General features: G+C 68.5%; 24 protein-coding genes. 9 read left to right on the forward strand and 15 right to left on the reverse strand.

Annotation, left to right across the window (positions count from 1 at the left end):
• Window positions 1–9: 9 nt before the first annotated feature.
• Window positions 10–1,059 (forward strand): nicotinate-nucleotide--dimethylbenzimidazole phosphoribosyltransferase, encoded by a 1,050-nt coding sequence (cobT, locus tag ABTX24_RS12625; RefSeq protein ID WP_350839996.1) that lies wholly within the window; start codon window positions 10–12, stop codon window positions 1,057–1,059.
• Window positions 1,059–1,835, forward strand: a complete 777-nt coding sequence (locus tag ABTX24_RS12630) for an adenosylcobinamide-GDP ribazoletransferase (RefSeq protein WP_350839998.1) — start codon at window positions 1,059–1,061, stop codon at window positions 1,833–1,835. The genes cobT and ABTX24_RS12630 overlap by 1 nt, the downstream gene beginning before the upstream one ends.
• On the opposite strand, the gene cobU is transcribed toward ABTX24_RS12630, so the two are convergent.
• Window positions 1,832–2,371, reverse strand: coding sequence for a bifunctional adenosylcobinamide kinase/adenosylcobinamide-phosphate guanylyltransferase (gene cobU, locus ABTX24_RS12635; protein WP_350840000.1), 540 nt, complete (start codon window positions 2,369–2,371; stop codon window positions 1,832–1,834). The genes ABTX24_RS12630 and cobU overlap by 4 nt on opposite strands.
• Window positions 2,368–3,567: an MFS transporter gene (locus ABTX24_RS12640; protein WP_350840002.1), complete on the reverse strand. Its 1,200-nt coding sequence runs from the start codon at window positions 3,565–3,567 to the stop codon at window positions 2,368–2,370. Before ABTX24_RS12640 ends, cobU begins: the two co-directional genes overlap by 4 nt.
• 30 nt (window positions 3,568–3,597) lie before the next feature.
• On the opposite strand from ABTX24_RS12640, the gene ABTX24_RS12645 reads away from it, so the two are divergent.
• Both ABTX24_RS12645 and ABTX24_RS12650 read left to right on the forward strand, forming a co-directional pair.
• Window positions 3,598–4,356, forward strand: a complete 759-nt coding sequence (locus ABTX24_RS12645; protein ID WP_160028108.1) for a DeoR/GlpR family DNA-binding transcription regulator — start codon at window positions 3,598–3,600, stop codon at window positions 4,354–4,356.
• Window positions 4,357–4,406: 50 nt separating this feature from the next.
• The gene (locus tag ABTX24_RS12650) at window positions 4,407–5,195 is read left to right on the forward strand and encodes a metallophosphoesterase family protein (protein ID WP_350840004.1); all 789 of its coding nucleotides are present in this window, start codon (window positions 4,407–4,409) and stop codon (window positions 5,193–5,195) included.
• A 33-nt stretch (window positions 5,196–5,228) separates the two neighbouring features.
• Here ABTX24_RS12650 and ABTX24_RS12655 read toward each other — a convergent pair whose 3' ends face one another.
• From ABTX24_RS12655 to ABTX24_RS12690, 8 genes are all read right to left on the reverse strand, one after another.
• Window positions 5,229–5,990, reverse strand: a complete 762-nt coding sequence (locus ABTX24_RS12655) for an ABC transporter permease (RefSeq protein ID WP_350840006.1) — start codon at window positions 5,988–5,990, stop codon at window positions 5,229–5,231.
• Complete coding sequence (locus tag ABTX24_RS12660; protein ID WP_350840008.1) at window positions 5,987–6,757, reverse strand: ABC transporter ATP-binding protein; 771 nt, start codon at window positions 6,755–6,757, stop codon at window positions 5,987–5,989. Before ABTX24_RS12660 ends, ABTX24_RS12655 begins: the two co-directional genes overlap by 4 nt.
• Window positions 6,754–7,125, reverse strand: coding sequence for a DUF1048 domain-containing protein (locus tag ABTX24_RS12665; RefSeq protein WP_350840010.1), 372 nt, complete (start codon window positions 7,123–7,125; stop codon window positions 6,754–6,756). Before ABTX24_RS12665 ends, ABTX24_RS12660 begins: the two co-directional genes overlap by 4 nt.
• 3 nt (window positions 7,126–7,128) lie before the next feature.
• On the reverse strand, window positions 7,129–7,458 hold the full coding sequence (locus tag ABTX24_RS12670; RefSeq protein WP_160028116.1) for a PadR family transcriptional regulator: 330 nt from the start codon (window positions 7,456–7,458) through the stop codon (window positions 7,129–7,131).
• A 161-nt stretch (window positions 7,459–7,619) separates the two neighbouring features.
• On the reverse strand, window positions 7,620–8,168 hold the full coding sequence (locus ABTX24_RS12675; protein WP_350840012.1) for a hypothetical protein: 549 nt from the start codon (window positions 8,166–8,168) through the stop codon (window positions 7,620–7,622).
• A gap of 155 nt (window positions 8,169–8,323) precedes the next feature.
• Window positions 8,324–8,947, reverse strand: coding sequence for a hypothetical protein (locus tag ABTX24_RS12680; RefSeq protein ID WP_350840014.1), 624 nt, complete (start codon window positions 8,945–8,947; stop codon window positions 8,324–8,326).
• Entirely contained in the window at window positions 8,940–11,273 is a 2,334-nt protein-coding gene (locus tag ABTX24_RS12685; protein WP_350840016.1) for a WXG100 family type VII secretion target, read from the reverse strand. Before ABTX24_RS12685 ends, ABTX24_RS12680 begins: the two co-directional genes overlap by 8 nt.
• The gene (locus tag ABTX24_RS12690) at window positions 11,273–11,581 is read right to left on the reverse strand and encodes a hypothetical protein (protein ID WP_160028122.1); all 309 of its coding nucleotides are present in this window, start codon (window positions 11,579–11,581) and stop codon (window positions 11,273–11,275) included. Before ABTX24_RS12690 ends, ABTX24_RS12685 begins: the two co-directional genes overlap by 1 nt.
• 233 nt (window positions 11,582–11,814) lie before the next feature.
• On the opposite strand from ABTX24_RS12690, the gene ABTX24_RS12695 reads away from it, so the two are divergent.
• Window positions 11,815–12,291 (forward strand): hypothetical protein, encoded by a 477-nt coding sequence (locus ABTX24_RS12695; protein ID WP_160028124.1) that lies wholly within the window; start codon window positions 11,815–11,817, stop codon window positions 12,289–12,291.
• A 15-nt stretch (window positions 12,292–12,306) separates the two neighbouring features.
• Here the strand turns inward: ABTX24_RS12695 and ABTX24_RS12700 are convergent, their stop codons facing one another.
• Window positions 12,307–13,326 carry an alpha/beta fold hydrolase gene (locus ABTX24_RS12700; RefSeq protein ID WP_350840018.1) on the reverse strand — a complete coding sequence of 340 codons (1,020 nt, stop codon included), beginning with the start codon at window positions 13,324–13,326 and terminating at the stop codon, window positions 12,307–12,309.
• Window positions 13,327–13,404: 78 nt separating this feature from the next.
• Here ABTX24_RS12700 and ABTX24_RS12705 point away from each other — a divergent pair, with 78 nt between their 5' ends.
• Window positions 13,405–13,977 (forward strand): TetR/AcrR family transcriptional regulator, encoded by a 573-nt coding sequence (locus ABTX24_RS12705; protein ID WP_350840020.1) that lies wholly within the window; start codon window positions 13,405–13,407, stop codon window positions 13,975–13,977.
• On the opposite strand, the gene ABTX24_RS12710 is transcribed toward ABTX24_RS12705, so the two are convergent.
• A complete protein-coding gene (locus tag ABTX24_RS12710; RefSeq protein WP_350840022.1) occupies window positions 13,943–14,506 on the reverse strand; it encodes a DUF6199 family natural product biosynthesis protein in 564 nt (187 codons plus the stop codon). The genes ABTX24_RS12705 and ABTX24_RS12710 overlap by 35 nt on opposite strands.
• Window positions 14,507–14,627: 121 nt before the next feature.
• Here ABTX24_RS12710 and ABTX24_RS12715 point away from each other — a divergent pair, with 121 nt between their 5' ends.
• Window positions 14,628–15,509, forward strand: coding sequence for a hypothetical protein (locus ABTX24_RS12715; protein WP_350840024.1), 882 nt, complete (start codon window positions 14,628–14,630; stop codon window positions 15,507–15,509).
• 13 nt (window positions 15,510–15,522) lie between these two features.
• On the opposite strand, the gene ABTX24_RS12720 is transcribed toward ABTX24_RS12715, so the two are convergent.
• The 3 genes from ABTX24_RS12720 to ABTX24_RS12730 form a co-directional block, all read right to left on the reverse strand.
• Window positions 15,523–16,983, reverse strand: a complete 1,461-nt coding sequence (locus ABTX24_RS12720) for an ArnT family glycosyltransferase (protein WP_350840026.1) — start codon at window positions 16,981–16,983, stop codon at window positions 15,523–15,525.
• Window positions 16,984–17,028: 45 nt separating this feature from the next.
• The gene (locus ABTX24_RS12725; protein ID WP_350840028.1) at window positions 17,029–18,663 is read right to left on the reverse strand and encodes an alkaline phosphatase D family protein; all 1,635 of its coding nucleotides are present in this window, start codon (window positions 18,661–18,663) and stop codon (window positions 17,029–17,031) included.
• 86 nt (window positions 18,664–18,749) lie between these two features.
• Window positions 18,750–19,619, reverse strand: a complete 870-nt coding sequence (locus ABTX24_RS12730; RefSeq protein WP_350840030.1) for an oxygenase MpaB family protein — start codon at window positions 19,617–19,619, stop codon at window positions 18,750–18,752.
• 76 nt (window positions 19,620–19,695) lie between these two features.
• Between ABTX24_RS12730 and ABTX24_RS12735 the strand changes: the two genes are divergently transcribed.
• Together ABTX24_RS12735 and ABTX24_RS12740 are read left to right on the forward strand one after the other, a co-directional pair.
• Window positions 19,696–20,793, forward strand: a complete 1,098-nt coding sequence (locus ABTX24_RS12735; RefSeq protein WP_350840032.1) for a serpin family protein — start codon at window positions 19,696–19,698, stop codon at window positions 20,791–20,793.
• A gap of 8 nt (window positions 20,794–20,801) precedes the next feature.
• The gene (locus ABTX24_RS12740; protein WP_350840034.1) at window positions 20,802–22,235 is read left to right on the forward strand and encodes a protein kinase domain-containing protein; all 1,434 of its coding nucleotides are present in this window, start codon (window positions 20,802–20,804) and stop codon (window positions 22,233–22,235) included.
• The last annotated feature ends 35 nt before the right edge of the window (window positions 22,236–22,270 follow it).

Genomic DNA, 22,270 nt, shown 5'->3' on the forward strand with positions numbered 1-22,270 from the left:
CTTGCGCTGGTGACGATCCAGACCCCTGACGACGATGTACGCCGCGCTGCCGCTGAGCGCCTCGGAGCATTGGCGACGCCGCCGGGGGCCCTGGGCCGCCTGGGCGAGCTGGCGGTCTGGGTGGCCGCGTGCCAGGGCGAGGTGCCGCCGCGACCGGTCGAGAACGTACGACTGGTGATCTTCGCCGGCGACCACGGCGTCGCCCAGCACGGGGTCTCGGCGTTTCCGCCGGCGATCACGGGCGCGATGGTGCGTACGTTCCTGGGCGGCCGGGCCGGAGTCAGCGCGCTCGCGAAGGCGCACGGTGTCCAGGTCCGGGTGCTCGACCTCGGCGTCGACGAGGAGTTCCCGGACCTCGACGCGACGACCCGGGCGGCGCTGACTCAGCACAAGATCCGGCGGGGGAGCGGCGCGATCCATCTCGAGGACGCACTCACCGCCGAGGAGACCACGGCCGCGCTGGAGGCCGGCGCCGCGGTGGCGCGCGAGGAGATCGCCGCCGGTGCGCAGCTGCTGATCAGCGGCGACATGGGCATCGGCAACACCACCCCCGCGGCCGCGATGGTGGCCGCCGGGCTCGGGCTGCCCGCGAGCGAGGTCACCGGTCGTGGGACCGGCATCGGCGACGAGGCGCTGCGGACCAAGACCGACGTCATCACCGCGGCACTGGAGCGCGCCGGTGAGCGCGCCGGCGACCCGGTCGAGACCCTCGCCGCGCTCGGCAGCGCCGACCTGGCCGCGACGACCGGATACCTCCTCGAGGCCGCCCGCAGCGGCACCCCGGTCCTTCTCGACGGCCTGATGAGCGTCGCCTGTGCCCTCACCGCCGACCGGATCGAGCCCGGCGCCGCGACCTGGTACGCCGCCGGCCACCGCTCCACCGAGCCCGCCCAGTCGATGGCCCTGGAGAAGCTCGGCCTCGAGCCGCTGCTCGACCTCGACCTGCGCCTCGGCGAAGGCTCCGGTGCCGTCGCCGCCGTGCCGGTCGTCCGCAGCGCCGTCGCCCTGCTGCGCGACGTCGCCCTGCTCTCCGAGCTCGCGCCGGGAGACCCTGCCTGATGCTCGTGCGGGACGCCTGGCGTCTCGCGGTCGGCACGCTGACCGCGATGCCCGTGCCTCCTCCCGAGCACGTCGATCGCCGTCGCGCCGCGATGGCGATGGCCGTCGCGCCGCTGGCGGTGTTGCCGCTCGCACTGGGGGCCGCCGCTATCGCACTCCTGGGGCAGCTCACCGGGCTACCGCACCTGGTCACCGCCCTGCTTGCGATCGGCGTCGTGGTCGCCGGCAACCGGGCCCTCCACCTCGACGGTCTCGCCGACACGGTCGACGGCATGGCGGCGTCCTACGACCGCGAGCGCTCGCTGGCGGTCATGAAGACCGGCACGTCTGGCCCCGCCGGTGTCACCGCGATCGTCCTGGTCCTCGGTCTCCAGGTGGCGGCGCTGGCCTCGGTGCTGGGAGGTGATGGCGGCGTACGCCTGGCTCTTCTCGCCCTTGTCGCGGTCTGTGCGTCGCGCGCGGCGCTGTCGCTGTGCTGTGTACGCGGCGTGCGGCCCGCCCGCCAGGACGGCCTCGGGCGCACGTTCACCCAGACCGTCTCGCCGCTCCTCGCCGCCGTTGTCTGGCTGGCATCGGGCGCCGCGCTGGCGGCCGCCGCGTGGTGGGCCGGCATCGGCTGGTGGCGAGGTGCATCGGCCGCCGTGCTCGCGGCGCTGGTCGTCGCGCTGATCCTGGTCCGAGCCGTCAAGCGGTTCGGGGGAGTGACCGGCGACGTCTTCGGGGCGGCCGTCGAGGCGGCATTGGCGACCATCCTGGTCACCCTGAGCACCGGCTAGAGCTTCAGGACCCGTCCGGCGATGACGAGATGCACCTCGTCGCACGCCGCGGCCAGCCGCTGGTTGACCAGCCCGAGCAGGTCGCGGAAGAGACGGCCCGAGCGGTGGGCGGGCACGACCCCGAGGCCGACTTCGTTCGTCACCAGCACGACGTCGCCGTTGTGCTGCTCCAGCACGGCAGCCGCATCCTCGGCCAGCGCCGAGACCGCCGCGGTCGCCTCATCCGACGTGGCCTCCCACAGCTGGTGGGAATCCATGACGGCCGTGAGCCAGGTGCCCAAGCAGTCCACCATCACCGCGTCGCCGTTGGCCAACCCCTCGACGAGCGCCCCCGCGAGATCCCGCGACTCGACCGTACGCCACCCCTCCGGCCGCCGAGCCCGATGCGAAGCCAGCCGTGCGGCCCAGTCAGGATCCGGCTCCTCCTCGACCGTCGGCCCCGGCGCGACGTACGCCACCGAGGGCGCGGCCGCGAACAGCGACTCCGCATGCCGCGACTTCCCCGACCGGACGCCACCTGTCACCAGAACCTTCACGGGGCAAGCGTAGGTCGGCCTTCAGGCTTTGGAGTTCGCGACGCTGATCGAACTTGCGTGGCAAGCGCGACGAACGCGATGAGAGATGCTGCTGTGATCGCGATCGGGAGCGAGGCCAGCGTCGTGATGCCCCCGATTGCAGGCGTGAGCGCGATGGTTGCTACGCGCATGATCCAGTTGACCCACGTCACGCCCGCGTGGGCCTTGAGGCCTGGCAGCGCGTCGGCACCGGCGAAGGCGAGCGGCACCGTGATCGCGCAGCCGACACCCGCCAGCGCGAAGCCTGTCAGCGTCAGCGCGACCCAGGGACTCCACGCGACCATGATGAGTCCACCCGCGATGAGGATCAGACTGGTGACGACTGCCGGCTTGTTGCCGACTCGATCGATGAAACGATCGCCGAGGATGCGCCCGACGAACTGAGCTACCAGGAGCACGCTCAACCCGATGCCCGCCATCGACGTGGGCACGCCGCGTTCGGCAGCGAGAAACACCGCTGACCAGTTGTTGCCGACATCCTCAACCGCCACCCCTGCCAGGGCGACGAGCGCGAGCGGGATGAGCAGCCACAACGCACGCCGCCCGAGAGAGCCGGATGCGTTCTCGTTCTCCGTCCCGGCATCACGATCGGGAAGGAACGAACGTGCGGCCCAGGCCATCGCGATCCCGCACAGAACTCCCCATGCACCGAGGTGGATCGATAGCGGCACTCCCGCCGAGGCTGCGAACGTACCGACGAGCCCTCCGGCGGCGGCGCCGATACTCCACCCTGCGTGCATCGAGGACAACAAGGAGCGGCCGTAGGCCTCCTGGACGCACAGGCCCTGGGAGTTCTGCGCCACATCGACCACGGCGTCTCCGTACCCGGCCAAGACCAGCCCGGCAACGAACACCCAAGGATCACCGGTCGCGACACCGACGGTGGCAAGCAGCAGCGCGAGAGCCACCCACACGGTGCCGAGGGAGGTCACCCTTCGGCTGCCCCAGCGTCGGAGGAACGCTCCTGGCATGTGGAAAGCACCGGCAGCGCCGATCATGAACCCTGCGACAAGGAGCCCGAACACGCCCGCATCGACGCCCAGGGTGTCTTTGACCTCGGCGTAGCGGGCGAGCAACGTGGCGGGGAGTGCCCCGTTCGTGGCGAACGCAACCATCGTCGCCGTGCGCGCTCGCCGATTGATCCGTGACTGTTGCATGCCCGGCACTCTCGCGCTTGAATCGAACACATGCAACGTTCGGTTCGCCTCAAAACGATCATCAACGCCGTGCGAGTGTCGGGCGGTGCCCGAGTCGGAGAACTGGCGCGTGCAACGGGGGCGTCGACGATGACGATCCGACGAGACCTGTCCGAACTCGAACGTCAAGGGATGCTGCGCCGCACCCACGGAGGCGCGATCACTCTGCCCGCACGGGGCACGCGACTGCCCTACAGCATGCGGATCGACAGCGAGGTCGAGCAGAAGCACGCCATCGCCACAAGCGCTGCTTCGCTGATCCCCGATGGCGCGAGCGTGATCATCGACACCGGCACGACCTGTGCCGCCGTCACGCAGGCGCTCGCTGGGCGTGACATCACAGCACTCGTGCTCTCGGTGCCCGCCGCATCAGCGCTAGGGAGCTGCCCCGGCGCACGGATCATCACCCCCGGAGGGGAGCTCGACCTCGACGAACTCGCCTGGACGGGGCACCGGGCCATCCGCGAGATACGCGAGTTCCGAGCCGACTACGCCGTGATCGGCGTCTGCGCCTGGGACGAGGAGGCCGGGCTGACCGCAACCTCCGCGCATGACGCCGATGTCAAGAAGGCGATCATCGACTCAGCCCAGCGCGTCATCGCGGTCTCGACCGCAAACAAGATCGGAACCTCCGCGACGTTCACTGCGTGCCCGACCGATCGAATCCATGCGCTCGTGACTCAGAACCTCCCCAGCGAAGCCAAGACGTGGATGACCATTGCCGGGATCGAGATCATCGACAACGGATGAGCTCGACCGGCCCCCCGTCAGCCCCACCGACACCCTTTAGCCTTTCGTCCATGACCCCAGAGCGCATCGCGCTGATCTCGGACGTACACGGCAACCTCACCGCCCTGGAAGCCGTCCTCGCAGACATCGAAGCACGAGGAATCACCAGGATCTTCAACCTGGGCGACTACGTCGGCAAGGGCCCGAGAGGTCGAGAAGTAGCCGAGATCTGCCGAGAGCGGTGCGAGGTCAACATCCTCGGCAACTGGGAGGACTTCCTGCTCACCCCCGAGCCCGACTTCGGCCGCGATTCGGTGGGGCTGATGTGGTGGCGGCTGCAGGCGTGGGAGCAGGCCGAGTGGCTGCGTACGCTCCCGTTCTCCTACGACTTCACGATGAGCGGCCGCCGGATCAGGCTCTTCCACGCCTCCGAGGAGACGGTCCATCGCCGGGTCAGGTTCGACCATGACGAGCAGGAGTTCCTGGGCCTGTTCCAGAACACCGAGGCCACCGGCTTCGACCGGCCGGAGCCCGACATCGTCGGCTACGCCGACACCCATGATCCCTACTACGAGACCGACCGGCACCGGCGCACCGTCTTCAACACCGGCAGCGTCGGCAACTGCATGAGCGACCCGACCCCGGTCTACGTCATCCTCGAGGGCGTGATGGACAGCGACCAGGAGGCGCCGTTCGGCATCCAGTGGGTCCGGGTCCCCTACGACGCGGAGGCCGAGATCGCGTACGCCGCCGAGGTCGGCATGCCCGAGCTCGACGAATACACCTACGAGCTGCGTACCGGCTTCTACCGGGGCAACCTCAGGGACGGCGAGCAGCCGACCTACCACCGCAAGGGGTAGATCGGCTCTTCACCGCTCCTGAACCTGAAGCCGTCAACTGATCTTGCGCCGGTAGACAGCCATGGCGGCGACGTACGAGACGACCAGGATGCCCACGCACCAGGCCAGTGCGACCCAGATGTCGTCACCGACCGGCTTCCCCGCGAAGAGCGCCTGGATGGTGTTGACGATCGAGGTGACCGGCTGGTTCTCGGCGAAGGCGCGCACCGGGCCGGGCATCGTCTCCGTCGGCGCGAACGCCGAGCTGATGAACGGCAGGAAGATCAGCGGGTAGGAGAACCCGGTGGCTCCCTCCATGGTCTGTGCCGCCAGCCCGGGGATGACCGCGAGCCAGGTCAGCGCCAGGGTGAGCAGCGCCAGGATCCCGGTGACCGCGAGCCAGGCGCCCAGGTCCGCCGAGGTGCGGAACCCCATCACGAACGCGACGCCCACGATGATCACGAGGGTGAGCATGTTGGCCACCATCGAGGTCCCGACATGCGCCCACAGCACCGCCGAGCGGGCGATCGGCATCGACTGGAACCGCTCGAAGATCCCGCTCTTCATGTCGGTGAAGAGCCGAAGTGCGGTGTACGCGATGCCCGAGGCGATCGCCATGACCATGATCCCGGGGAGCACATAGTTGACGTAGTTGTCGGTGCCGGTCCGGATCGCGCCGCCCAGCACGTAGACGAAGAGCAGCATCATGGCGATCGGCGTGAGCGCGGTGGTGATGATCGTGTCCGGGCTGCGGGTGATGTGCCGCAGCGAGCGGCCCAGCAGGGTGCCGGCATCGGCGAAAGCGTGCTTGGTCATGACTGTCCTCCCTTGGTGGAGCCGGTGAGTGAAAGAAAGATCTCTTCGAGCGACGGTTGCTTCTCGACGTACTCGACCTTCGCCGGCGGCAGCATCGCCTTGAGCTCGGCGAGCGTGCCGTTGGCGATGATCGTCCCGCCGTGCAGGATCGCGATCCGGTCGGCGAGCTGCTCGGCCTCCTCCAGATACTGCGTGGTGAGCAGGACGGTCGTGCCTTGCGCGGTCAGCTCGCGAACGACCCGCCACACCTCCAGGCGTGCCTCCGGGTCCAGCCCGGTGGTCGGCTCGTCGAGGAAGATCACCGACGGCGAGCCGATCAGCGACATGGCGATGTCCAGCCGCCGCCGCATGCCACCCGAGTACGTCGCGACCTTCCGGGCGCCCGCCTCGACCAGGTCGAAGCGCTTCAGCAGCCCGTCGGCCACGTCGCCGGGGGAGGGGAGGTGCCGCAGCTTCGCGACCAGGATCAGGTTCTCCCGCCCGGTCAGGATCTCGTCGACCGCCGCGAACTGGCCGGTCAGCGAGATCGCCTCCCGCACCCGCTGCGCCTCGTCGACCACCGATGCACCCTCGACCAGCGCCGCGCCGCCATCAGGTTTCAGAAGGGTCGAGAGGATGCGTACGGCTGTGGTCTTTCCGGCTCCGTTGGACCCGAGCAGCGCGAAGATCGTGCCCCGCGCCACCTCGAAGTCGACGCCTCGCAGGACCTGGTTGTCCTTGTAGGACTTCTCCAATCCCCGTACGGAGATGGCAGCTGTCGCGCTCATGACTCGTCCTCCTCGTTGATGTTGTCGATGGCCTCGTTGAGCCGGGCGCGCTCCTTCTTGATCCAGGCGCCCTCGGAGTAGTTCCGGGCGAACTCCTCGGCGAACTCGACCGGGTCGTCGCCGACGATCGCGCTGACCGGGGTGCCGTCGGCGGCGCCCTGCTCGAAGAGCTCGAGGAGGTCCTCGGCCATTGCCGTCACGATCGCGCCGTCGGCGATGCCGGCGGAGTACATCAGGTAGCGCTCGACCGCGTCGTGCGCCTTGCGGTGGTTCTCAGGAAGCTGCTGCTTGCGGGCCTTGAGCTGCCGCCAGCGCTTCTTCAGCTCGAGCTCGCCGACGACGGCCTCGAACATTGATCGGATCGACATGCCTTACTTCCCTTCCGTACGGAGGTTCTCCAGCCGTTCGGCCAGGAACCCCCACGTGGTCCAGAACTCTTCGAGGTACTTCTCGCCATCTGCGTTGAGCGAGTAGACCTTCCGCGGCGGCCCCTTCTCGGACGGCCGCTTCTCGACGTCCACCAGTCCGTTCTTCTCGATCCGGACCAGCAGCGCGTAGACCGTGCCCTCGGCGATCTCGGTGAACCCCTGGCTCCGCAGCCAGGTCGTGATCTCGTATCCGTACGCCGGGTTGCCGGTCAGGAACGCCAACACGATCCCCTCCAGCGTCCCCTTGAGCATCTCGGTCATCTGCTTGCCCATCGGGCACCTCCTTCCACTACTCAGTGTTGCTGACTACCGGTACATAGTAGCGCTGAGTAGTGACGAAAGGTCAAGTCCTTATCGCAGGCAGAAATGCCAGCGGCGCTGGTACGACGGGATCAACCGTCGTACCAGCGCCGCTGGTCAAGTCTCAGGTGGGCTCAGCTCTTGCTGTCCACCTCGGCAACGCGATCGAGTGCCGTGGTGAGTAGTTCCGCCACGTCCACGGATGCCTCGCCGCTCCCGCTGTGCGTCACGCCGACTCCGACGAGGCGTCCATCGCTCGCCTCCGCGAATGCGGTGCTGCCAACCTCAACGGGGTTTGACGACGTACTCGTGAACTTGAATCCCACTGCTCCGTCTGGAAGCCCGCTGATTGGCTCCGATGTCGCCTCGCCGTATTCGCCCTTGGCGGCATCGGCAGTGCACTCGTCAACAGCCTCCTCAATGGCAGTGAGCATCGACCCGGCATCGGGGTATTTCCCGCCCCCGGGAACGAAGACGGTGGCGCCGACGACATCCCCGTTCTCGAGCACGTACTGGTCGCCGGTGGTCCCGTCTTCGGCGGTCGACAGCTTCGCTGTCTCCAAGTACCCAAGTGCGTCACACCAGCCGACTCCCGGGGCTCCCCTGGTTCCATCCCCGGTCTCTTCGACCTGAGGGAGCGCCTCGGTGTCCAGCAGTGTCGAGTCGCCACTGCAAGCAGTCATCAGGAACGATGTGGCACACAGTGCGACAGCCAGGCGATACCTACTCCTTGGCGTAGTAGCCCAAGAAGGCATTCTTGTAAGTCCCTTCGAAGTCGCTAGCACTAGCAGCGCGAAGACCTGAACCGGAACGACGGCAGACGATGGGGGAAGCTCATCTAGTCCGTAGAGACGTCGGGAGCGCGGTCGGCTGCGAGCTCGAGCAGACGGTCGATGGAGACCGGTGGGTTGTCTCCGGTGGTGTACTCCGTTCCTACGACTAGCAGCCGATCGTCGCTTGTGACTGCGTACGCGTACTCGCTGGTGGAGTTGTTCTCCTCGCCGTGGAAGCCGGTGGCGTCCAAAGGCAGGTCGCTGAGCTCTTCAACCTTGCGGGACGGATCGCCGGCCGTCTCCTTGACGCAGTCCTCGACGTTCCCGGGGACGTCGGCGACGACTTCGGTCGCTGACGGAGGTGTTGCGGTCGGTGAGAACACGACGGCGAAGACGGAGCCGCCACCTTCGATCCCGATGGTGGTTCCGGTCACCTCCCCCGATGCTGCGAGGTTGAGGTCCTGGTTGAACTCGCGAAGGGCGCGGCACGGCGGCATCCCGACGATTCCGCCGCCGGCGTCGTGCGCCTCACCCTTGGCCGCCTCGAAGTCGTCCGGTTTGATCAGCGTGGTCGGCGACTCTTCACCGCACGACGTCAGCGCAAGCGTGCCGAGCGCCAGGGCGATGAGAGTGCAGATCAGCGGGTAAAGCTTTCCGCGGTCCGACTCTCGAGCTCGACGGTTACTCATAGAACTCACGGAAGGCCGCGCCGTATGCGTTCTGGTACTCAATGCTTCCCATCCCATACTCGTTGAGGTACCTGTTGGAGGCCAGGTTCGCGAGGTCGCCGAGCTCCTCGTCGCTGAGCTTCGAGAGGTCGACCGGCTGCCCCTCAGGGAAGAAGCGCTCGCGGTGTTCCGGAGCGAGTTCGACGACACCGCTCTTCACCAACGCATCCAGGGCGTTCACCCTCGACTCGTTCAGGGACGCCGCCGCCCGCTCGTTGGCATGGTCGGTCGCGGCCTCTTCGAAGTTGGCGAAGTGCCCGTCTGCCTTGTCAGTGGCAAGGTCGATCGCCTGGCCGACACCGAACTCAACCACCGTCCCAACGGCCCCCGTGCCAGGCAGCGGAACCATCCCAGCGACTTCGCCGACAAGGCTGGTAAACGTTTGAATCTGCTTGTCGGTGTTCGCGGCGCCCTCGATCTCGACGCTCCCGATCGCGTGCTCGACGGCGCCGTTCAGATAGGCGGAATGCTGCATGACATCGCTGAGCACGTTGCCGTCGCGGTAGTCGCCGGGGTTCTGCTGGATCTGGTACGCAGCGTTGTTGATCTGGGACTGCTGGTAGGTGCCGACGCCTTCGGCGAGATTGACGAGCCCTTCCTGGCTGCTTGCTCCGACCTTGAGCAAGGACTCGATGTCGTTCGCGAAGAACCTCGGGCTGTTGGCGATGTCACCCAGCGCGACAGGCGTCGACGTGTAGACACCGGCTTCCCCGTCTTCCCCTCGCGCGTGCAGCGCGTCGTCGACCGAGTGCATGTAGTTCTTGAGGATCTCGGAGACGTACGGGGAAGCAGGTTTCGCGTCCTCAGCGTTGAACCCCTCGCTGTTCGCGACGTAGTCCACGAACCGGGAGGCGATCATCGCGGTGCCTTCAGGGTGCTGCTTGACCAGTTCGGGATCGGTGCTGATGCCGGCAGCGGCCTGCGAGATGCCCGCGTAGCCGTCGGCCTGCCAGGTCCTGTCGTTGAAGTAGAACTTCTGACGCTCCGCGTCTTCGGTGAAGAACTGGTAGCCCTGCTCCGGGTGGTCGCCGAGGTTGCCCATGATGGCGGCCATCGGGTCGTCGCCCCAGCCCCCCTCGTTGCCCGTGTCCAGCGGGCTGTGGCCTGTGTGCTGGTACCAGGTCTTGGCATCCATCAGCGCGCCGTCGGCCCGCTCGAAGCGGTCCAGCTCTTCGGCAGCCCCGAGCACGAGGTTGCCGTTGAGGTCGTGGTCCTTCATCAGATAGGTGAGGACCGAGGCGCCGCCGGTGCCGCCCCAGTTCGGGTAGCGGTCGCGGAGGGCATCCTGCTCATCGTCGGAGAGGTAGACCCCTGAGGGGCCGGCGTACTTCACGATGTCGTGGCCGAACTGTTCGGCCGGGAAACCGGGGTCGTTCGAGGCCGATGCGAGACCACTTCGAAGGTTGGACGCGAGTGTGTTGACAGAGCCGGAATCCGGCATCTGCATGCGCAGGTACTCCTCGATCCTCGCCATGCTGGCGACGGTGCCGTCCGCCCCGAGGTCTTTGTAGAGCCCGGCGGCGACGGTCGAGTCGTCGGTGTATGCGCTCAGCATGGAGTTGAGACGGTCGGCCTCTTCCTTGCTGAGCTTGTAGTCGTCGTCGTTGAGCGTGCTGTCGAGGCGGTCGCTGATCTCCTTGCCGAGCCGTGTCTGAGCATCCGGCGGGAGGGCGTCGATATAGCCGTCGTACTTGCCCGGATCGCTGAGCATCTTGTCGATGAGCTCGTCCTCGGGCAGGTTGCGCAGCTCGGGCGGGAGGCTGGCCTGCTCGATCGTGCCCTCGCCACCGTCGTAGTCGCCCTTGGTCGCGTGGTTGAGGACAGCCGTCAGGTCGGCGTCAGCGGACGCGGCGTCGGTCAGCGCATCCTGGATGGTCTGGGCGAGCTGCTGCATGGTGCCCTTGTCCTTGTCCGGGTCCTTCTCGTCCGGGCTCGGATCGGTGATCTGTACGCCGCCGGAGAAGGAGACCTTCCAGCCTCGGCCGGTGGCGTCGTCGTAGGCGTGCTTGGCGCTGTCCTTGGCCTTCTTGATGGAGGCGGCGGCCTCGTCGAGGGCGTTGATGACCTGAGACAGCGGAGCCGCGATGTCGTTGAGGTCGGCGATCAGTCGGCGATGACGGTTCTCGGCACGGGTAGACGCTTCGCCGACCCAGGTGTCGGGGACCTTGCCGGCGTCCATCTCGTCCTGTTGGTCCTGGAAGCTCTTGCGGGCGGTGTTGAGCTGGTCCGCCGCGGTGTCGAGGTCTTCGGGCTTCCAACTCTGCAGCTGCTCATAGGTGACGGCCATCAGTCTCGTCCGATCATTGCTTCGCGGTAGCGCGCCTGCTGCGCCGTGATGGTGTCGGCCTCGACGATCGCGTCGGCGTCGGCGACGGTGGTCGTCTTGTGATCGCGGGCGTCCTTGACCCACTTGTCCTTGTCGCTCTTCCACTCGGTCTTGAGGCCGTTCGCGGCGCCTGCCGACGTGCTTCCCGGGAGCGCGGATGCGACCTTGCCCATCGGGCCTTCGAGATCGAGACCGGCGACGGCGTCGGCCGCGGTCCCGATGGAATTGGCCGCGGTCTTGACCTGCGGCGCCACGATTTCGACGTTCACGAGAGGATCCCCCAAGACGTTCGGAGCGATTGGTAACTATCTCCTACCCCAAATTCCGGGTTTCAAACACAAATCGTCGAGAAATCTTGTACCGCGCAGCTTCCGCATCTCGACGTGCTCGCCCGCGCGGATCTGCCCGTGGGGGCCCGGCCTTTGGGATAACGTCTCGGGCCATACGAGGCCGTTCAGCACCGATAGGGCGGGCGCGGTCCAACTTGACGAAAAAGGGCGCGATGTCACAACCGAACGAGGCACCAGGGACGGGACCGACGTGGTCCGCGACGAGCGCTCCGGCACCTGCTGGCGGTCCGAGAAGCGGCGTCGGGCTCGGGCTTGCCGGGCTGGGGATCGGGGCGGGAATGCTGGTGATCGTCGCTCTGGTGCGGGTGATCGTCGGCATCCCGAAGGTCAGCCAGGGCTATTACAACTCCTTCTACAACATGGAGGACCGCCCGGTCGGTTGGGTCATCCTAGGCCTCCTGCTCATCGCCTCGATCGTCCCGATCGCCGTCGGGGTCGTCCTCGGCCATCTCGGCGTGAGCCGGGCGAAGGCAACGGGAACGAGCGCCGCAACTGCAGGGATCGCGCTCGGGATCGGCTACACACTGGCGGTCTTCTGGGTCGTACGGCTCATCAACGCGATTGCGAACGCGATCGAGTTCAACGGCGGACTCAGGGTGTTCATCGAGTACGTCGGTCTCTGGGCTTGAGGGCGGCGTCCGCCGTCAACGTACGCCCGCCCAGAACGTCTCGAGCTCGGCGTCGAGCTCGGACGCCACCTGCATCGGCAGGGAGTGAGTGGTCTTCGGCCAGACCTTGACGGTCGCGCGGGGGAGCAGTTCGGCCCTCTTTGCGGCGTCCTCGCCGCCGGCCAGCGACTTGTCGCTCGCGATCGCGACGTAGACCGGCATCCGCAGTGAGCGGATCTGCTCGTCGGTCAGTCGCGACGGCGTCGGCAGGCTGCCGGAGTCGAAGTGCGCCGTACCGGCGGCGATCATCCGGGCCATCGGATCATCCGGGTCGACCTCGTCGTCCTCGACGCCTCCGATCCGGTTCAGCGCATGGTCGCGCCAGGAGTCGGGCAGAAACGGGAGAGCGGCCACCGCCGACCAGGCGATCGCCCAGGCCGGCAGCATGCCGACCGTCATGATCGGCTCGAGCAGGGTGAGGCTGGCCAGCCGATCCGGGTGGCGCACGGCGACGGCCGCGGCGAGCCCGCCGCCCTGGGAGTGCCCGACCAGGTGGATCCGGTCGAGTCCGAGACCTGCGAGCGCCTCCTCGACCCAGCGGGCGTTGTCGTCCATGCCGCGCAGCGGCAGGGTCTGCTCGGAGAGCCCACTGTCGCCGATCGCGTCGAAGGCGTACACGGTCCGGTGCTCGACGAAGTCGCGCAGGTTCTCGCCCCACATCGGTACGCCGCTGGCCCGTCCCGGCACCAGCACGACCGGGATCTCGTCGACCGGGTCCGGGTTGACCCAGGCGTACGCACGGACCGTGCCGAAGGTGGTCTCCACGTCGTGCGTCTTGGTCGGCCTCGGAAGCGCGGCGAAGGCCGCGTCGTACGCCTTGGTGTAGGTCTGGCGTCCCGCCGGGGAGCGGAAGTGGCCGACGCCGGGGCCGCTCGTGCCGAGCACCATCACCAGGCACCCGGTCGAGACGACCGCGATGACGGTGAGGAGCACCACCGGCCAGCGCCGGCGCTTCCTGCGCGATTCGATGTGCTCATCCTGAATGTCCCCGTTCATGCCAGCCTCACGTCCCCGATAACGATGCGATCGCATTGAAACCTATTGCGATGCGACTGTATTGCTAACCTGGGCGCCATGCCAAGAGCCGTCGACCACGAACAGCGCCGGTTCGAGATTGTCGCCGGGCTCTGGCAGATCGTCGCCGAGCAGGGGATCGAGGGCGTCAGCCTGCGGACCGTCGCCGCCCGGGCCGGGGTCTCGATGGGGCGCGTACAGCACTACTTCGGCACCAAGGACGCACTGGTCGTCGCCGGTATCGACCTGCTCGTCAAGAGGGCCGTCATCGAGTACGAGGCCACCGAAGGCCGCCCTCCCGGGGACCGCCTCCTCCACATCCTGCTCCAGCAGATCCCCGCCACCGAGGCGGGCAGGATCGGCGTCACGGTCTGGTACGCCTACGTCGCCAAGGCGATGACCCACACCGCCGTGCGCGAGATCCTCGCCGAGGCGACCCGGGTCGGTGTCGAGGAGTGCACCCGCCACATCCAGGAAGCTGACGGTCTCGATGAGGCCGAGGCACGATCACACGCCGTCGAACTGCTCGCGCTTTCCGACGGACTCACCCTGCGAGCTCTCATCGGAGACATCACCGCCGAGGAGGCTGAGGCTCTGATCAGGGCATGCAGGTCGCGCCCTCGGGGGTCATGAAGAAGAGGACTCGCCCGGGAGCGCCCGCGAACGCTGATTCGCCGCCGCGCACCGTGACCACCTCGCCGTTCGCGCGCTGCTCGATCTCCACCGAGGCACCCTCGGTGCCGGCCAGGGATCGCACGGCATCCGGATTGGCGACCTTGTCCTCGGCGTTCCACTCCACTGCCTGCTCAAACTTCGGCTTCAGGCGCTGGCACTCCTCCTTGGCCCGCGCATCCGCCTCGTCCTCCTTCTCCTGCGCTCGCTGAAAGCCTTCAGCGATGGGGTCCGAGCTCGCCGTACCTGTGGCGGAGTCGTCCGAGTCCGATGAACCCCCGCCGGGGCCGCCGAACGCGAGGATCGCGGCGAACACGAGGCAGGCGATGCCGACGGCAGCGGAGCTGAAGCGGGTCACGCCGAGGTAGAGGTCGGAGGGCTCCGCATCGCGGAACTTCCAGCCCTCCTCGAGGAAGAAGCCGACCTCCGGCCGTGCGGCGATGAAGAAGGACCAGACGGCCCCGAGAACGAGGATGATCGCGAGCAGCATCACGAGATACGTATACCCCGAGCCGGAGGCACCACGTGCACACGGCGAACGAAAATTCGTTCGCCCGGGAATGACGTCAGCTGCGAGCGCGGCCGCAGCGGCGACCCTTAAGGTCTACGGCGTGGTCGGGGATGAGGATCTGGGCTCGCCGTGGATGGCGACGGTGCGCCGCGTTGCTTGGACGGTGACGGGGGTGGTCAACGCCATGCTCGGGCTCGCCATCGGTGTCGGGTCGGTGGTGGCCGACGGTGGTACGTACGGGCCCTATCTGCTGGGGACCGGCTTCGGGATCCTGTTGTTCCTGACGGGTGTGCACGGACTGCTCACCAAGGGCGTACGTCCAGCCGGGAGCGCCACGCGCAGGATCGAGCGGCTGGGTGGGGTTGCCGGTGACGGGATCGTGATCCGGCTGAGGCGAGCGCCAGGCATCTGCGGAGAGCTGATGCTGGTGTGCTTCGTGGCGATGCTGTGCCTGGCGGCGGGGCTCGGCTTTCGGGCCGGCGATCCGTTCATCGGGCTGCTGTTCTCGCTCCTCGCGGTCTTCTTCGCCGTCGTCGTGGCCGAGCATGCGACGACGCTGGGACTGCGACGAGCAGTGCTGATCACGCCCGAGGTGCTGAGGGTCGAGCTCGGCCCCGAGACGGTCTCGGCGGCGTGGGCGGACTTCCGCGTCGACCTGTTCGAGCAGGTCATGAGTCCGAACGGGATCACGGTGAGGAACCGCTTCCTCGAGATCACGGCGCGTGGCGATGCGCCGCCATGGACGGTGACGCGGCGTCACCGGATCCGGGTGATTCCGAAGCGCTGGCACAAGGGCGTCGTCCGGGTCGGCTACCCGCTCCTCGACCGCCCGGAGCAGGTGCTCACGACGTTGAGGTCGCTGCAGCGGCGTACGGACGAAGGTCGCCGGGTGGTGTTGTCCAACGACACGACCCTGGCCTACCTGACCGGGGACCTCGAGATCTCGCCGTTGTCGGACACGACGGGACGGTCTCCCTGGTAGCAACCGACGCAGATCAGGCGCTGTAGTGCCAGAGCTGTGACCACGGCCGCGTCGGGGTGTCGCAGACGTGGATCGGGGCGCCGTTCTCCTCGTTGTCGGCACCTTCGCGGTTGTGGAGTGAGGCGACCTGGCGGCAGCCGTCGAAGAAGCGGTCGGGGGCCTCGAACCCGACCACGACGATCGGTGTCGCGTCCTTCGGCGGCTGCTCCCAGAACCGCCAGCCGTTGTGCCCGCTGTGGACGGGGACCCCCGCGCCGTACCACTCCAGGGCCCCGGCTTCTCCGTAGTTGGTCGTGAAGACCACGGCCGTACGCCGCTGGGCCGGCGTGAGGTCGTCGACGACGGCGCGGACCTGGGCGGCGTACTGGGGCCAGCCGATCGTCTCCAGCTGGTCTTCGCCGGCGGCGGTGTAGAAGGAGCCGGCGTACGTCTTCGCCGGGAGCACCGGGAGGTTGATCGGCCAGGCGGGGATGGTCAGCAGGGCCAGGCCGGCGCCGAGAAGGCCGACGGTGCGCGGCCGCAGTCGCTCGGCGACCACCACGGAGCCTGCCGCGACCAGCGGCGGGAACAGGCCGGCCAGGTAGTAGCCCTTGCCTCCGGCGACGAGGAAGAACCCCGCAACGAGCACGAACGCGACGGCAACCGGTCGGAAGAGCGCCCACTCACGTCGCCGGAAGAGCGCGACCAGACCGATGATCCAGATCGGCGTGATCACCGGGCTGAGCAGGATCAGCGCCTGGGTGACGTACCCGATCCGTCCGGACAGCCCGCCGTACTCCTCCCGGATGTCCTCGGAGAGGTCGAGCACCGGCCAGTCGTGCTCGAGCTGCCAGAGGAGGTTGGGCGTCCACAGGGCCAGCGCGATGATCCCGGCCAACCACGGCCACGGCGTGGTCAGGTTGCGCCGGGTCGCCGGAACGAGCGCGATGCCGAGCAGGATCGCGCCGAGGAGGAAGACCACCGAGTGCTTGTTCTCCAGCCCGATCCCGGCGACGATCCCGGCCGCCAGCCAGAACAGCCCCCGCTGCCGTCCGCCGTCGGCGGTCAGCGCCCGGGCCACCAGCACCAGGATCGCGGTCCACGCCAGCGCGTCGAACGTCGCGGTCGAGTGCCAGTGCCCGAACGTCATCGTGACCACCCCGACGGCCACGAGTCCCGCGGTCAGCACCTGCGCCGTACGTCCGCCGTTGAGCAGCCGTGTGAACTCCGCCGCCAGCAGGACCAGTCCGACCATCGCCAGCAGACTCCACAACCGCAGTACGACGAGGTTGTACGGGGCGATCTCGGTCGCGACCCGCGCCAGGAACGGGGTCAGCACCGGCTGGTCGGGATATCCCCAAGCCAACCGCTGACCTGCGGAGACGAAGTAGAGCTCGTCCCGATGCGGTCCGTAGAAAGGGCTCATCGCCAGCAGCACGGCGGCCTGCGTGGCAACGACGATCCCGACAGCAGGGGAGTACCGCGGCCGGGTCACGCCTCTGAGAGTAGCGGCGCGGGCGCCGCCAGAACGTACGAATCCCTACGCCTCCACGAGACCCGGGCGGCCGGACTCCGTGACGAAGCGCCCACCGACGCTGAGCGGAGCGCCGGGGGTGCTGACCTGGGCGACGTTCTTGTAGGTGATCTCGGCGCCGGCGGTGTCGAGGGAGATCGTGGTGTAGCCGCGGAGGCCGTTGTAGAACTTCATGTGCGGGTTGCGCTCGAGGTAGGCCGCCCAGTTGGCGGGGTGCTCGGCGCCGTTGCCGCCGGAGGTGATGGAGCTGGTGACGATCTCGGTGCCGAGCACCCGCGAGGACGGGTCGTCGAAGTCGTCGTGGATGTCGAGGCCGTAGTGGACGTGCACGTCACCGGTCAGCACCATCAGGTTCGACTGTTCGGACGCCTTCCAGCCCTCGAGGATCCGGCGCCGGGAGGCGGGGTAGCCGTCCCAGGAGTCCATCGAGCGGGTGCCGTCGCCGGACGGGTTGTCGCGGCGCGAGAAGGTGACCTGCTGCGGGACGATGTTCCACAGCGCTGAGGAGCGTCGCCAGCCGTTGATCAGCCACTGCTCCTGCTCGTTCCCCGGAAGTGTCATCGACTCGGCCTCGGACGCCGCCGAGGGCACCTTCCAGCCGTCGCCGTTGGCCTGGTTGGTGCGGTACTGGCGGGTGTCGAGGATGTCGAACTGCGCCAGCCGGCCCCACTGCAGCCGACGGTAGAGCGTCAGGTCGGGACCGGACGGCTGCTGCGGGAGCCGCAGCGGCTGGTTCTCCCAGTAGGCGCGGTAGGCGGCGGCGCGGCGCACCAGGAACTCCTCCGGCGGCACCGAGTTCTCCGGGATGTCGGCCGCGTAGTTGTTCTCGGTCTCGTGGTCGTCCCAGGTGACGATGAACGGGTGCGCCAGGTGGGCGGCGATCTGGTCCGGGTCGGACTTGTACAGCCCGTAGCGCGCCCGGTAGTCGTCCAGCGTGACGGTCTCGTGGTTGAGGTGCGCCGGCAGCGGCTCGGTGTAGGCGCGCGCCCCGGCGGTGGCGTTCACGGCGTACTCGTAGAGATAGTCGCCCAAGTGGAAGACCGCGTCCACGTCCTCGCCGGCGAGATGCTTGTACGCCGTGTAGTAGCCCTGGTCGTAGCGCTGGCAGGAGGCGAGGGCGAAGGTCAGCGACGACACCGCGGCCCCCACGGCCGGGGCGGTCCGGGTCCGGCCGACCGGGCTGATCCACTGGCCCACCCGGAAGCGGTAGAAGTACTCGGTCGCCGAGTCCAGGCCGCGGACCTCGGCGTGCACGGAGTGGTTGAACTCGGTGTGCGCGGCAGCGGTGCCGCGGCGTACGACGCGTCTGAAGGCGGCGTCGCGCGCCACCTCCCAGCCGACGTCGAAGCGCGACGGCGGCATCCCGCCGGTGGGCTCCAGCGGGAGCGGTGCGAGCCGGGTCCACAGCAGCACCGAGTCGGGCAGCGGGTCTCCGGAGGCCACGGCGAGGGTGAACGGGTCCGAGGTGATGTCGGCGGGGGAGCCGGCCGGAGCGGCGAAGGCGCCCGTACGTGGCAGGCCGGTCGTGAAGGCCAACGCGGTCGCGGCGGCCGAGACGGTCAGGAAGCGGCGGCGGTCGAGGCCTCGGAGGGCGCCACGGAGGTCAGGGCGGAGATCAGGAGTGTTGCTGGGGGCAGGCACGGACGTGCTCCTGTCGATATGGGGGTGATCGACAACAGCGAAGCGGTGCCCGGTAAAGCCGTGGTGACGGGCGGGGGAGAACCGGGCTAAGCGGTCTCGGCCGTACGGTGCACCGGGCAGCCCGGCGCGAAGGTGCCGAGGTCCTCGGTGTTGAACCCGTGCGGGTAGCTCTTGATGCGCGGCATGTCCCGGACGTACGCGGGTTTGCGCCGTGCCGGCAGCAGCGCGACGACGCGCGCCCGCGCCTTCAGCAACCCACGCGACAGCGTCCGGGCAAGCCGCCCGGGCTCGGGATAGCCGAACGCCTCCAGCAGATGCGGCTCCATCAGCGACAGCGAGAAGATGCGGATGAGCGGAGCCAACGGCCGCGGGTAGAAGGTCGTCAGCAGCTCGAGGGTCGAGTCGGCGACGGCACGGCCGCCCTCGTCGTACCCGAAGTGCTCGGCCTCGTAGGAGTCGAGGAGCTGCTCGAACTCCTCATAGGTCGCCGGGATGTCCTTGATCCCCATCCGCTTCCCGAGCGCCTGGTAGTAGCGCAGGGCTGCGAGCTGCTCGTCGGGGGTCGACTGCCGCCAGCCGAACTCCTGGTTCCAGCGCCGGGGGATCACCACGAACGTGGAGAGGACATAGACCATGTCGTCGTTGGAGATGTCGTACATCTTGTGCATCTGGTTGATCCGCCGCACCGCGGCCCGGCCGCGAGGGCTGTCCAGGTCCTCGATCGCCGCGTCCTCCAGCAGCAGCGCGGTGTCGTCGTAGCGCTTCTGGGTGTTCTCGGTGAACTGGTGCGTGTCGGCCAGCAGCCGGCCGATCGAGGGCACCGCGTAGGTCCGGAACAGTGCGAAGCTGAGCGCCTGAGTCGTGTCCCAGGGGAACTCGTAGAGCCCCAGACGCCTCGAGATCTCCTGGAACTCGGTCTCCGGGTCCAGCCCTGCTGTACGCGACTTCTTGGCCATGATGCCTCCTCGCTCGATACATAACTGTATCGTGACTTGGCTCACATGTGGTGTCTCCCGCCGTAATGTCTTCTGCATGGAGAAGTCGGGAACGCAGACGCCCCTGTCCCTCGCGGCCGCCGAGGCGGTCCGAACGTACGCCGCCACCACCCGCTCCGCCCTCGGGTCCGCCGAGTCCCCGGTGATCTCGTACGCAGGTCTGTGGCTGCTCCTCGCCTCGCTGGCACCCGCGTCGGAGGCCGAGACCGACGAGATCCTCGGCCTGAACAAGGCCGACGCGCGGGCCGCAGCGCTGACGCTGCTGGAGGCGCCGCACCCGACGATCGGGGCGGCGGTCGCCGGCTGGCTGCGGTCGGGTGTCGAGCTGACCAAGGGCCTGCCGATCGTGCTCGACCCGCTCCCGGACCAGGCCGGGCTCGACGCGTGGGCCGATGCGCACACCCGCGGCCTGATCACGGAGTTCCCGCTCGAGATCGATGCCCGGACGCTGCTCGTGCTCGCCTCCGCGCTGGTGGTGACGCCGCGCTGGAGCGAGCAGCTGGAGGAGGGCGAGGATGGGCTGCTGGTGCTCGAGGGCGGCTTTCAGGCGGTGGTGGCGACAGAGGCCGCCGGAGCGGTCGCGGTCGCCTGCCCGCCGAGCGAGGACGGCATCTCGGTCTACTCCGTGATCGCCGAGGAGGGCGTGTCCGCCGACGATGTCTGGCGGGCCGCCGACGAGGTCGTCCGGAGGATCGACGCCGGTGAGGTCCACGATCGCACCTTCGATGCCGGCCAGGAGGACGGGCACGCCTGGACGGTCCGCGAGGTGACCGCCTTCGGCAGCGCTCCGTCCGACCGCTGGCGCAGCCACCTCCCGGAGTGGAGTGCGGAGGACCGTCACGACCTGTCGGCCGCGCCAGGCGTCGCCGAGATCGCCCGCGGAGTGATGGCCGCGGTCGCGGAGGAGACGGAGGCCGTCTGCGTGCAGAAGGCGGTCGCGTCCTACGACCGGGAGGGCTTCAAGGCGGCCGCCGTGACCGGAATGATGGTCCGCGCCGCCGCCGCGGCGCCGCGCGAGACGACGGTGCGGCAGATCGACCTGAGGTTCGACCGGCCGCACGCGGTGGTGGCGGTCGCACGCGGGGGAGCCTGGGAGGGTATCCCGCTCTTCGGCTCCTGGGTGACCCCGGCATAATTTCCGGCATGGACGAGCTTCCCCCGATCGCCGGCCGCTACCGGCTCCTCACCTTGCTCGGAGCCGGCGGCATGGGCGAGGTCTGGCGGGCGCGTGACACCGTCCTCGACCGCGATGTCGCGGTGAAGCTGATGCGGGACGTGGACGACCCCACGATGGCCGAGCGGTTCCGCCGTGAGTCGCTCTCGACCGCCCGGGTCGTCCACGACGACGTGGTCAAGATCTTCGACGCCGGCAGCGACGACAACGACGTCTTCCTGGTGATGGAGCTGCTGCCCGGGCCCACCTTGGCCGAGCCGCTGCAGCAGCGTGGCCCGATGCCGGTCGACATGGCGGTCGAATACACCCGCCAGGTCGCCGGTGCGCTCGGCGCCGCCCACCGGGTCGGTGTGGTGCACCGCGACATCAAGCCGGCCAACCTCATGTTCGACGGTGACGGCCGGCTGACCGTGCTCGACTTCGGCATCGCGTACGCCATGACGGGGGTCGACGCCGGGCTGACCCAGACTGGCCACGTGATCGGCAGCCCGTCCTACCTCTCGCCCGAGCAGGCCTCCGGCGACCCGGTCGGGCCGCCCGCCGACGTCTACTCGCTGGGCTGCGTGCTCTTCGAGATGCTCACCGGCAAGGTGCCCTACTCCGCGCCGCACCCGGTCAAGATCCTGCACATGCACCTCAGCGAGCCGGTGCCGCGCATCACCGACTTCCGGGCGGTGCCCGCGCCCCTGGCGCGGCTGGTCACCCGGATGCTCGACAAGAACCCGGCCGCCCGGCCCTCGATGGACCAGGTCGGTCACGAGCTCGGCTATGTCCTCAGCGGAGCCGACCCCGACGCCACCGACCGGCTCTCCGCCGGGCAGGCGCCGCGGCCGACCCAGGCGATGGCGCCGCGCCCGCTCGACGAGCCGATGGCGCTGGCCAACTCCCGCACCGGCGTCCTGCCCAGCCCTGGCACCCCGCCTCCGGTCCGCGGGCCGCGCCCGAGGTCGCTGCGGAAGTTCCCGACCGGCCGCCTCCTCGGCGCGGTCGCGATCGTGATCGCGTGCGTCTTCGCCGCCTCCTGGCTGGCCGCCTACGAGCCCTCTCCCGCCGAGGCCCAGCCGTCCCAGAGCTCCGACAACTCCAACACCGCGGACAACACCGACAACTCGGACAACACCGACAACTCCGCCGACGAGCCCGTCGACACGGCGGACAACAAGACCCTCAACCGTCTCGACCGGCTCGACCGCTGGCGCGAGAACCTCGAGGGCTGGAACGTCATCGACGAGGGTCAGTCCCAGGAGTGGGAGGACCAGATCCAGCAGATCCGCGACCTCGTCGAGAAGGGCGAGAGCGCCAAGCGCGAGATGGAGCAGCTCCGCGAGGAGTTCGACAGCCTGAGCAAGGGTGACGGCAAGGACGGCGAGAAGATCCTCGACGGCCTGCTGAAGGGCAACTGACCCCTCGACCAACGCGACGTGAAGGTGCAGACTTC

The organism is Nocardioides sp. NPDC127514 (assembly GCF_040302125.1).
GTDB lineage: Bacteria > Actinomycetota > Actinomycetes > Propionibacteriales > Nocardioidaceae > Nocardioides.

What these genes read in the sequence shown, in the direction of transcription:
- ABTX24_RS12630 (WP_350839998.1), top strand. Translation starts at nt 1,059, where the DNA reads ATGCTCGTGCGGGACGCCTGGCGTCTCGCGGTCGGCACGCTGACCGCG.
- ABTX24_RS12640 (WP_350840002.1), bottom strand. Translation starts at nt 3,567, where the DNA reads ATGCAACAGTCACGGATCAATCGGCGAGCGCGCACGGCGACGATGGTT.
- ABTX24_RS12645 (WP_160028108.1), top strand. Translation starts at nt 3,598, where the DNA reads ATGCAACGTTCGGTTCGCCTCAAAACGATCATCAACGCCGTGCGAGTG.
- ABTX24_RS12650 (WP_350840004.1), top strand. Translation starts at nt 4,407, where the DNA reads ATGACCCCAGAGCGCATCGCGCTGATCTCGGACGTACACGGCAACCTC.
- ABTX24_RS12655 (WP_350840006.1), bottom strand. Translation starts at nt 5,990, where the DNA reads ATGACCAAGCACGCTTTCGCCGATGCCGGCACCCTGCTGGGCCGCTCG.
- ABTX24_RS12660 (WP_350840008.1), bottom strand. Translation starts at nt 6,757, where the DNA reads ATGAGCGCGACAGCTGCCATCTCCGTACGGGGATTGGAGAAGTCCTAC.
- ABTX24_RS12665 (WP_350840010.1), bottom strand. Translation starts at nt 7,125, where the DNA reads ATGTCGATCCGATCAATGTTCGAGGCCGTCGTCGGCGAGCTCGAGCTG.
- ABTX24_RS12670 (WP_160028116.1), bottom strand. Translation starts at nt 7,458, where the DNA reads ATGGGCAAGCAGATGACCGAGATGCTCAAGGGGACGCTGGAGGGGATC.
- ABTX24_RS12675 (WP_350840012.1), bottom strand. Translation starts at nt 8,168, where the DNA reads ATGACTGCTTGCAGTGGCGACTCGACACTGCTGGACACCGAGGCGCTC.
- ABTX24_RS12680 (WP_350840014.1), bottom strand. Translation starts at nt 8,947, where the DNA reads ATGAGTAACCGTCGAGCTCGAGAGTCGGACCGCGGAAAGCTTTACCCG.
- ABTX24_RS12685 (WP_350840016.1), bottom strand. Translation starts at nt 11,273, where the DNA reads ATGGCCGTCACCTATGAGCAGCTGCAGAGTTGGAAGCCCGAAGACCTC.
- ABTX24_RS12695 (WP_160028124.1), top strand. Translation starts at nt 11,815, where the DNA reads ATGTCACAACCGAACGAGGCACCAGGGACGGGACCGACGTGGTCCGCG.
- ABTX24_RS12700 (WP_350840018.1), bottom strand. Translation starts at nt 13,326, where the DNA reads ATGAACGGGGACATTCAGGATGAGCACATCGAATCGCGCAGGAAGCGC.
- ABTX24_RS12705 (WP_350840020.1), top strand. Translation starts at nt 13,405, where the DNA reads ATGCCAAGAGCCGTCGACCACGAACAGCGCCGGTTCGAGATTGTCGCC.
- ABTX24_RS12710 (WP_350840022.1), bottom strand. Translation starts at nt 14,506, where the DNA reads ATGCTGCTCGCGATCATCCTCGTTCTCGGGGCCGTCTGGTCCTTCTTC.
- ABTX24_RS12730 (WP_350840030.1), bottom strand. Translation starts at nt 19,619, where the DNA reads ATGGCCAAGAAGTCGCGTACAGCAGGGCTGGACCCGGAGACCGAGTTC.
- ABTX24_RS12735 (WP_350840032.1), top strand. Translation starts at nt 19,696, where the DNA reads ATGGAGAAGTCGGGAACGCAGACGCCCCTGTCCCTCGCGGCCGCCGAG.
- ABTX24_RS12740 (WP_350840034.1), top strand. Translation starts at nt 20,802, where the DNA reads ATGGACGAGCTTCCCCCGATCGCCGGCCGCTACCGGCTCCTCACCTTG.